The organism is Propylenella binzhouense, from assembly GCF_009866965.1.
Taxonomy (GTDB): Bacteria; Pseudomonadota; Alphaproteobacteria; order Rhizobiales; family Afifellaceae; genus Propylenella; species Propylenella binzhouense.
The window spans coordinates 1-6877 of sequence record NZ_SPKJ01000150.1 but is presented as its reverse complement, the minus strand read 5'-3'; the positions used below and the strand labels follow the sequence as shown (position 1 = coordinate 6877).

The 6877-nt window shown below is 70.5% G+C and carries 7 protein-coding genes; 5 read left to right on the top strand and 2 right to left on the bottom strand.

Annotated elements, in window-relative coordinates:
- Window positions 1–368 (top strand): c-type cytochrome (locus tag E4O86_RS21740; protein WP_343039216.1); only part of this gene is annotated, 368 nt, incomplete at its 5' end.
- Here the strand turns inward: E4O86_RS21740 and E4O86_RS21735 are convergent.
- Together E4O86_RS21735 and E4O86_RS21730 are read right to left on the bottom strand one after the other, a co-directional pair.
- Complete coding sequence (locus tag E4O86_RS21735; RefSeq protein WP_161142648.1) at window positions 362–1522, bottom strand: acyl-CoA dehydrogenase family protein; 1161 nt, start codon at window positions 1520–1522, stop codon at window positions 362–364. The genes E4O86_RS21740 and E4O86_RS21735 overlap by 7 nt on opposite strands.
- The gene (locus E4O86_RS21730) at window positions 1519–2502 is read right to left on the bottom strand and encodes an alpha/beta fold hydrolase (protein ID WP_161142647.1); all 984 of its coding nucleotides are present in this window, start codon (window positions 2500–2502) and stop codon (window positions 1519–1521) included. The genes E4O86_RS21735 and E4O86_RS21730 overlap by 4 nt, the downstream gene beginning before the upstream one ends.
- Window positions 2503–2734: 232 nt before the next feature.
- Here E4O86_RS21730 and E4O86_RS21725 point away from each other — a divergent pair, with 232 nt between their 5' ends.
- Genes E4O86_RS21725 through E4O86_RS21710 form a run of 4 tightly spaced genes read left to right on the top strand, consistent with a single transcriptional unit; the run spans window position 2735 to window position 6810 of the window.
- On the top strand, window positions 2735–3538 hold the full coding sequence (locus E4O86_RS21725) for an ABC transporter ATP-binding protein (protein ID WP_161142646.1): 804 nt from the start codon (window positions 2735–2737) through the stop codon (window positions 3536–3538).
- Window positions 3538–4410 carry an ABC transporter permease gene (locus E4O86_RS21720; RefSeq protein ID WP_161142645.1) on the top strand — a complete coding sequence of 291 codons (873 nt, stop codon included), beginning with the start codon at window positions 3538–3540 and terminating at the stop codon, window positions 4408–4410. Before E4O86_RS21725 ends, E4O86_RS21720 begins: the two co-directional genes overlap by 1 nt.
- 47 nt (window positions 4411–4457) lie before the next feature.
- Window positions 4458–5498 carry an ABC transporter substrate-binding protein gene (locus E4O86_RS21715; RefSeq protein ID WP_161142644.1) on the top strand — a complete coding sequence of 347 codons (1041 nt, stop codon included), beginning with the start codon at window positions 4458–4460 and terminating at the stop codon, window positions 5496–5498.
- A 4-nt stretch (window positions 5499–5502) separates the two neighbouring features.
- The gene (locus E4O86_RS21710) at window positions 5503–6810 is read left to right on the top strand and encodes a M24 family metallopeptidase (protein ID WP_161142643.1); all 1308 of its coding nucleotides are present in this window, start codon (window positions 5503–5505) and stop codon (window positions 6808–6810) included.
- The last annotated feature ends 67 nt before the right edge of the window (window positions 6811–6877 follow it).

The following is a 6877-nucleotide window of genomic DNA, read 5'->3' as shown; positions in this document are numbered from 1 at the left end:
CGGAGCTCCTCGCCCGCGGCCGCGCGCTCGCCGAAGCGGGCGATCCGGCCCGCGGCATCCCCGCCTGCGGCGCCTGCCACGGGCGGCCCGAGCCGGGCGAGGCGCCGAGCCTCGTCTTCCCGCATCTCGAGGGCCAGTATGCGAGCTATCTCGACCAGCAGCTCCATCTCTTCGCGGCGGGAATTCCGGACGGGACGCCCGCCGGGCGGATCATGATCGCCGCCGCCCGCGGCCTCTCCGACGCCGACATCCGGGCCCTCGCCAATCACTACGCCGCTTTGCCGCCGCCTCCGCCGGAAGGCGGTCCCCCGCCGGCCGCCGGGGAGGAAGCGCCGCCCGCGGAGCCGCCGGCCGCGCCGGCTCAGTAGGAGCGCGGCAGCCCGAGCACGTGCTCGCCGAGATAGGCGAGGATGAGGTTCGTCGAGATCGGCGCGACCTGGTAGAGCCGGGTCTCGCGGAACTTGCGCTCCACGTCGTATTCCTCCGCGAAGCCGAAGCCGCCATGGATCTGGAGGCACATGTCGGCCGCCGCCCAGGAGGCTTCCGAGGCGAGCAGCTTCGCCATGTTCGCCTCCGGTCCGCACTGCATGCCCGCCTCGAAGAGCCGCGCCGCCTTCTCCACCATCAGCTTCGCCGCCTCGCTCTGCGCGAAGGCGCGCGCGATCGGGAACTGCACGCCCTGGTTCTGCCCGATCGGGCGGCCGAAGACGACGCGCTCTTTGGCATAGGCGCTCGCCTTCTCCACGAACCAGCGCGCGTCGCCGATGCATTCGGCCGCGATCAGGATGCGCTCGGCGTTCATGCCGTCGAGGATGTAGCGGAAGCCGCGCCCCTCCTCGCCGATCAGGCTTTCGGCCGGCAGCGCGAGGTCCTCCAGGAAGATCTCCGTGGTGGCGTGGTTGAGCATGGTGCGGATCGGCCGGATGGTCAGGCCGCGGCCCGCCGCCTCGCGCATGTCGACCAGGAAGACGGAGAGCCCGTCGCTCCGGCGCGCCGCCGCCTCCTTCGGCGCCGTGCGGGCGAGGAGCAGCATCAGGTCGGAATGCTCGGCCCGCGAGGTCCAGATCTTCTGGCCGTTCACGACGTAATGGTCGCCGCGGCGCTCGGCGAAGGTGCGGATCGAGGTCGTGTCCGTGCCGGCGCCGGGCTCGGTCACGCCGAACGCCTGAAGGCGGAGCCTGCCCGCCGCGATCTCCGGCAGGAAGCGCCGCTTCTGCGCCTCGCTGCCGTTCCGGAGCAGCGTCCCCATCGTGTACATCTGCGCATGGAGCGCGGCCGCGTTGCCGCCGCTCGCATGCACCTCCTCCAGGATCGCCGCCGCCGCCGAAAGCCCGAGCCCGCTGCCGCCATGGGCCTCCGGGATGAGGACGCCGAGAAAGCCCGCCTCCGTCATGGCGCGCACGAAGTCGGCCGGGTAGGCGCGCTCGCGGTCGAGCGCGCGCCAGTAGGGGCCGGGAAAGCCCGCGCAGAGCGAGCGCACCGCCTCGCGGATCTGCGCGAGCGTCTCCGCTTCCGCGCTCATGCGGCCGGCGGCGCCGGCTCCTCGCCGGAAAAGAAGGCGCGGAAGGCGGGCTCGATGAGGTCCGGCCGCTGCTCGGCCGGGTAGTGGCCGGTCGGCACCGCGAAGCCGCGCAGGTCGTCGCACCATTCCGCCCAGGCGGCGAGCGGCTGGTAGTGCCGGCCGACATGGCTGTTGTCGCCCCAGATCGCCAGCACCGGGCAGGCGATCCTGCGCTTGCCGTAATCGGCGCTGTCCATCGGGAAGTCGTGGTGGATCGTCGCCCGGTAGTCGTCGCAGACGCCGCGGATCTGGTCCGGGGTCGCACAGCGGATGTACTCGGCCATCGCGCCTTCGGAGAAGATCGAGAGCCCGACGCCCTTCTTGTTCAGCTTGTAGCGCATGTAGAAGTCGAGGTCGGAGGCGATCAGGTGTTCGGGGAACGGCGCCTTCTGGGCCATGAACAGCCAGTGATAGGATTCCAGCGCCCAGCCGAGCGAGATGTTGGTGAGCACGTGGTGCGTCGGCACGATGTCGAGCGCGGCCATGCGCGTCACGATCTCCGGATGGTCGAGCGCCATGCGGAAGGCGACCCGCGCGCCGCGGTCGTGGCCGGCCACCGCGAAGCGCTCGAAGCCGAGCGCGCGCATGACCGCGATATTGTCCTCCGACATCGCGCGGAACGTGTAGGCCGAGCCGTCCGGCCCGGCATCGGGCTTCTCGCTGTCGCCGTAGCCGCGGAGATCGGTCGCGACCACCGTGAAGCGCCCGGCGAGCGCGGGGGCGACCTTGTGCCAGGAGACCAGGGTCAGCGGGTTGCCGTGGATGAGGAGGAGGGGCGGCCCGCTGCCGGCGACCGCGACCTGGATCTCCGCGCCCGCGCCGGGGATGCGCCGGAACGCGAAGCCCTCCATGAGCCGCGCCGCCTCGGGCGAGGGGGGCCGGGAGGGCTCGCCGGAGAGGGCGGCGGGTTGCGCAAGCGCGGCGGACGGCGTCTCGGACATGGCGTTCTCCCTTGGTGACAGAGGACTCCACCCGGAGCTTCCGCGCGTCAACCCGTCCGGCTCGGGTCGCGGTTCCCTTCGCCATTTGGGCTAGAGGGACCGTCCGCTCAGCTCCGCCCCTTTTTCATGTTGCCCCTGCCGTCGGACGGGCATACAACTCTGCAATCGTTCGCATAGGCGGCCCGCGAGAAGCCGCCCGGCGGGCAGATAAGGGAACGGGAGGAAGCGGCGCATGGCTCCGGCAGGCGGGGGAGCGCCCGCGATCGAGGCGGAAGACGCCAGCAAGCTCTTTCTCGACGGCGCGGTGGTCGCGTTCCGGCGGCTCACGATCGCGGTGCGGACGCAGGAGGTCCTCTGCGTCGTCGGCCCGAGCGGCTGCGGCAAGACCACCTTCCTGCGCTGCATCGCGGGGCTCACCGACATCAGCGAGGGCAGGCTCCTCGTCCATGGCCGCCCGGTCGCCGGCCCGCCCGACGGCGTCGCCATGGTGTTCCAGCATTTCGGGCTCCTGCCCTGGAAGACGGTCTACCACAACGCCGCCTTCGGGCTGGAGATGGCGGGCGTCGCGCAGGCGGCGATCCGCGAGCGCGTCCGCCACTATCTCGCGCTCGCCGGCCTCGCCGGCTTCGAGAACCACTATCCCTACCAGCTCTCCGGCGGCATGCAGCAGCGCGTCGGCCTCGTCCGCGCCCTCGCCATGAACCCGACGGTCCTCCTCATGGACGAGCCCTTCGCCGCGCTCGACGCGCAGACGCGCGAGGTGCTGCAGGAGGAGCTCCTCGCGCTGATGCAGCGGCCGGAGGAGCGCAAGACCATGGTCTTCATCACCCATTCGATCGACGAGGCGATCCTGCTCGGCGACCGCATCGCCGTCATGAGCGCGCGTCCGGGCCGCATCCAGGAGCTGATCGAGGTGCCCTTCGCCTCGCCGCGCGACGTCAATGCGGTGCGCGCCGATCCCCGTTTCGCGGAGCTGCGGGCGCATATCTGGAACGAGCTGCGCCCGCGGCGCGCCCGTCATGCGGAGGCAGCGTGATGAGCTCGATCCCGTCCGCCCTCGGCATCGCGCCGAATGCCGGCGCCGAGGCCGAGAGCTATGGCGAGGACCAGGTCCGCGCCCGCCGCGCGGCGGAGGCCAAGCGCCGGAAGGAGGGCCTGAAGGCGCTCGTCATCCGGCTCGTCTCGCTCGCCGTCTTCCTGCTCCTCTGGCAGGTCGTCGGGTCGCGGATCGACCCGATCCTCTTCACCACGCCGGTCAAGGTGGCGGCGGCGGCGGTGCGGATGATCGGCAGCGGCGAGCTCTGGCAATATCTCTGGCCGAGCCTCGTCGTGCTCTTCTACGGGCTGGTCTCGGCCTGCGTGGCGGGCGTCGCGATCGGGCTCCTCCTCGCGCGCTTCCGCACGGCCGACCTCGCCTTCGACATGTACATCACCTTCCTCTACTCGACGCCGTCGGTCGCGCTCGTGCCGCTCATCGTGCTGTGGGCGGGCTACGACACGCTGGCGAAGACGGTGATCCTGTTCCTGTTCGCGTTCTTCCCGATGGTGATCAACACCTATCAGGGCGTGAAGAACGTCGATCAGAAGCTGCTCGAGGTGGGCAAGGCGTTCCGCTGCTCGGAGGGGCAGATGTGGCGCCACATCATCATTCCGGCCTCGCTGCCCTTCATCGTCACGGGCCTCCGGCTCGCCGTCGGCCGCGGCCTGATCGGCATGGTGATCGCCGATCTCTACACGGCGATCTCCGGCATCGGCTACCTCATCCAGCGCGCCGCGACGACCTACAAGGTGGACATGATGTTCGTGCCGATCGTGGCGCTCGGCATTCTCGGCGTCACGCTGACGGCGCTCCTCAGGATCATGGAGAAGAAGGTGGCGCCGTGGACGGCGGCGGCCGACCGCGACTGAGCTTCGTTGGACAGCCCCGGGAAAGGGGCGTCAGGGGAGGAAGACCTATGTCGTTCTGGAAGATCGGACTGAAGGTGGCGCTCGCCTCGGGCCTCGCCTGCGGCGCGGCCGCGGGGGCCGCCCATGCGCAGGGTGCGGCGTGCAAGGAGATGCGGCCGCTCAAGATCGGCGTCGCCGTGGTGCCGCCCAACGTCGTCCACACCACCCCCTACGTGGCGAAGGAGCTCGGCCTCTTCGAGAAGCACTGCATCGCGCCGGAGATCATCGCCTTCGAGGGCGGCGCCTCGGCCGCGCTCTCCGCGGCGCTCCAGCAGGGCGAGATCATCGCCAACGTCACCGACATCATGGTCGGCAACGGCATGAAGGCGCACCAGGTCTGGGGCTTCGCGCCGAAGCTGCCGCAATCCTACATGGTGAGCGCCGAGGTCAAGACGCCGGCCGATCTCAAGGGCAAGCGCCTCTCCGCGGCCGGCGGCGGCGTCGGCGGCTTCAACTGGCGCATGGGCCGGGCGATGCTCGCCGATGCCGGCCTCACCGTCGACGATGCGGTCTGGGTGTCGCAGGGCCTCGCCGGCCGGCTTCCGGGGCTCCTGACCGGCCAGCTCGACGGCGTCTCGCTCCATCCCGAGGACGTCTACCTCGCCCAGAAGCAGAAGCCCGAGCTCCACGTCCTCTCGGTGCTCGCCGAGAAGATGCCGGACTACGTCTTCAACATGTATGGCGCGGCCGACAGCATGATCGCCAGGGACCGCCCGCTCCTCGTCGACGCGATGGCCGCCATGATCGAGGCGAACCGCGCGATGTACCAGCAGCGCGACAAGGTCGTGCCGATCATCGCCAAGGCGACCGAGAAGCCGGAGGAGGCGGTGCGCGCGGCGATGGACGTGCTCACGAAGAACTGCGTCTGGGCCGTCAATACCGGCTTCGACCGGGCGCGGATGGAATGGACGGCCGAGAACAATGTCGAGATCGGCGACATCCCGAAGGAGACCAAGCCGAGCTACGAGCAGCTCGTCGACGATTCGATCGCCAGGGAGGCCGTCGCCAAGGCCGGCGGCGAGGCCGAAATCAACGGCTGCAAGATCTAGCGCCATGAACGTCGCGACACCGAGCGCGAGCTCCCCCCGGTCCTGGGAGGAGATCCGCCACCGCCTCGATCACGGTCCGGTCTTCAACGGCATGCGCGGCACGCCCTATTACCGGGAGGCCGTCTACGAGCATTTCTCGCCCGCGGAGTACCGGCGCCGGCATGCCGCGCTCCGGGCGAAGATGCAGGAGCTCGCCCTCGACGTGGTGATCTGCCCCGGCGGGCCGAGCCACTGGAGCTTCGGCGGCGGCATGACGTGGCTCTCCGGCCATTGGGAATGGCACGCCCTCGCCAATTACGTCGTCTTCCCGCGCGAGGGCGAGCCGACGCTCGTCTATTCGATGGGCGGCACGCATTGCGAAGCCGTCCGGCGCGAGACGGCGGGCGCGCTCTCCGACGTGCGCTCCAGCCGGAACGGCCAGTTCGGCCGCGTGATGGCCGAGCGGATCCGCGAGCTCGGCTGCGAGAAGGGGCGGATCGGCCTGCTCGAGGTCGATCCCCGCCACGGCGACTACCTGCCCGTCAACCAGTACAATGCGCTCAAGGAGGCGCTGCCGGAGGCGGAGCTCGTCTTCACGAAGGGCATCATGCACGAGCTCCTCTCGGTCCACAGCGAGGAGGAGCTCGACTGCGTGCGCCACGCCGGCAGGCTCTGCACCGCCGCGATGGAGGCGATCGCCGCGCGCGCCCGGCCGGGGGTCACGGAGTACCAGCTCCGCGCCGCGGCCGGCGCGGCGATCCTGGAGGGGAACGGCGACATCGACTTCCTCATCATCGGCTCCACGCCGATGGCCGACCCGGCCCAGGTCTTCGGCAATCCGCGGCCATCCTCCCGCAGGCTGGAGCCGGGCGACATCATCCTGATGGAGCTCGCCGCCGGCTATCGCGGCTTCAGCGCCCAGATCGGGCAGCCGATCTGCCTCGGCGAGCCGCCGGCTGAGCTGCGCCGGTTCTGGGACGAGATCGCCAGGCCCGGCTACGAGCGGATGATCGCCGCGATCGGGCCGGGCAAGCCGGTCGACGGGCTCAGGATCGCCGGCCAGTTCTTCCGCGAGAAGGGCGTGCAGTCGCGCCCGATCCACGTCCACGGCATCGACTTCGTCTCCGACGGTCCGCACGTCTTCCAGGACCATATCGACGTGGAGCCGTTCGAGGAGATCATGAAGCCCGGCATGGTGCTGATGCCGGAGCCCAATCCGATCACCGCGGACGGCATGCTCGGCATGTTCGTCGGCCATACCTTCATCGTCACCGCGACCGGGAAGGAATGCGTCGACGACTGGCCGCTCGAGCTGACAATCGTGCAGCCGTGAAGGCGGCCGGGGCGCGGCGGGCCGGGCCGGCCGCGCGCCGGATCGCCGCACCCGCCGCCGGTCGCGC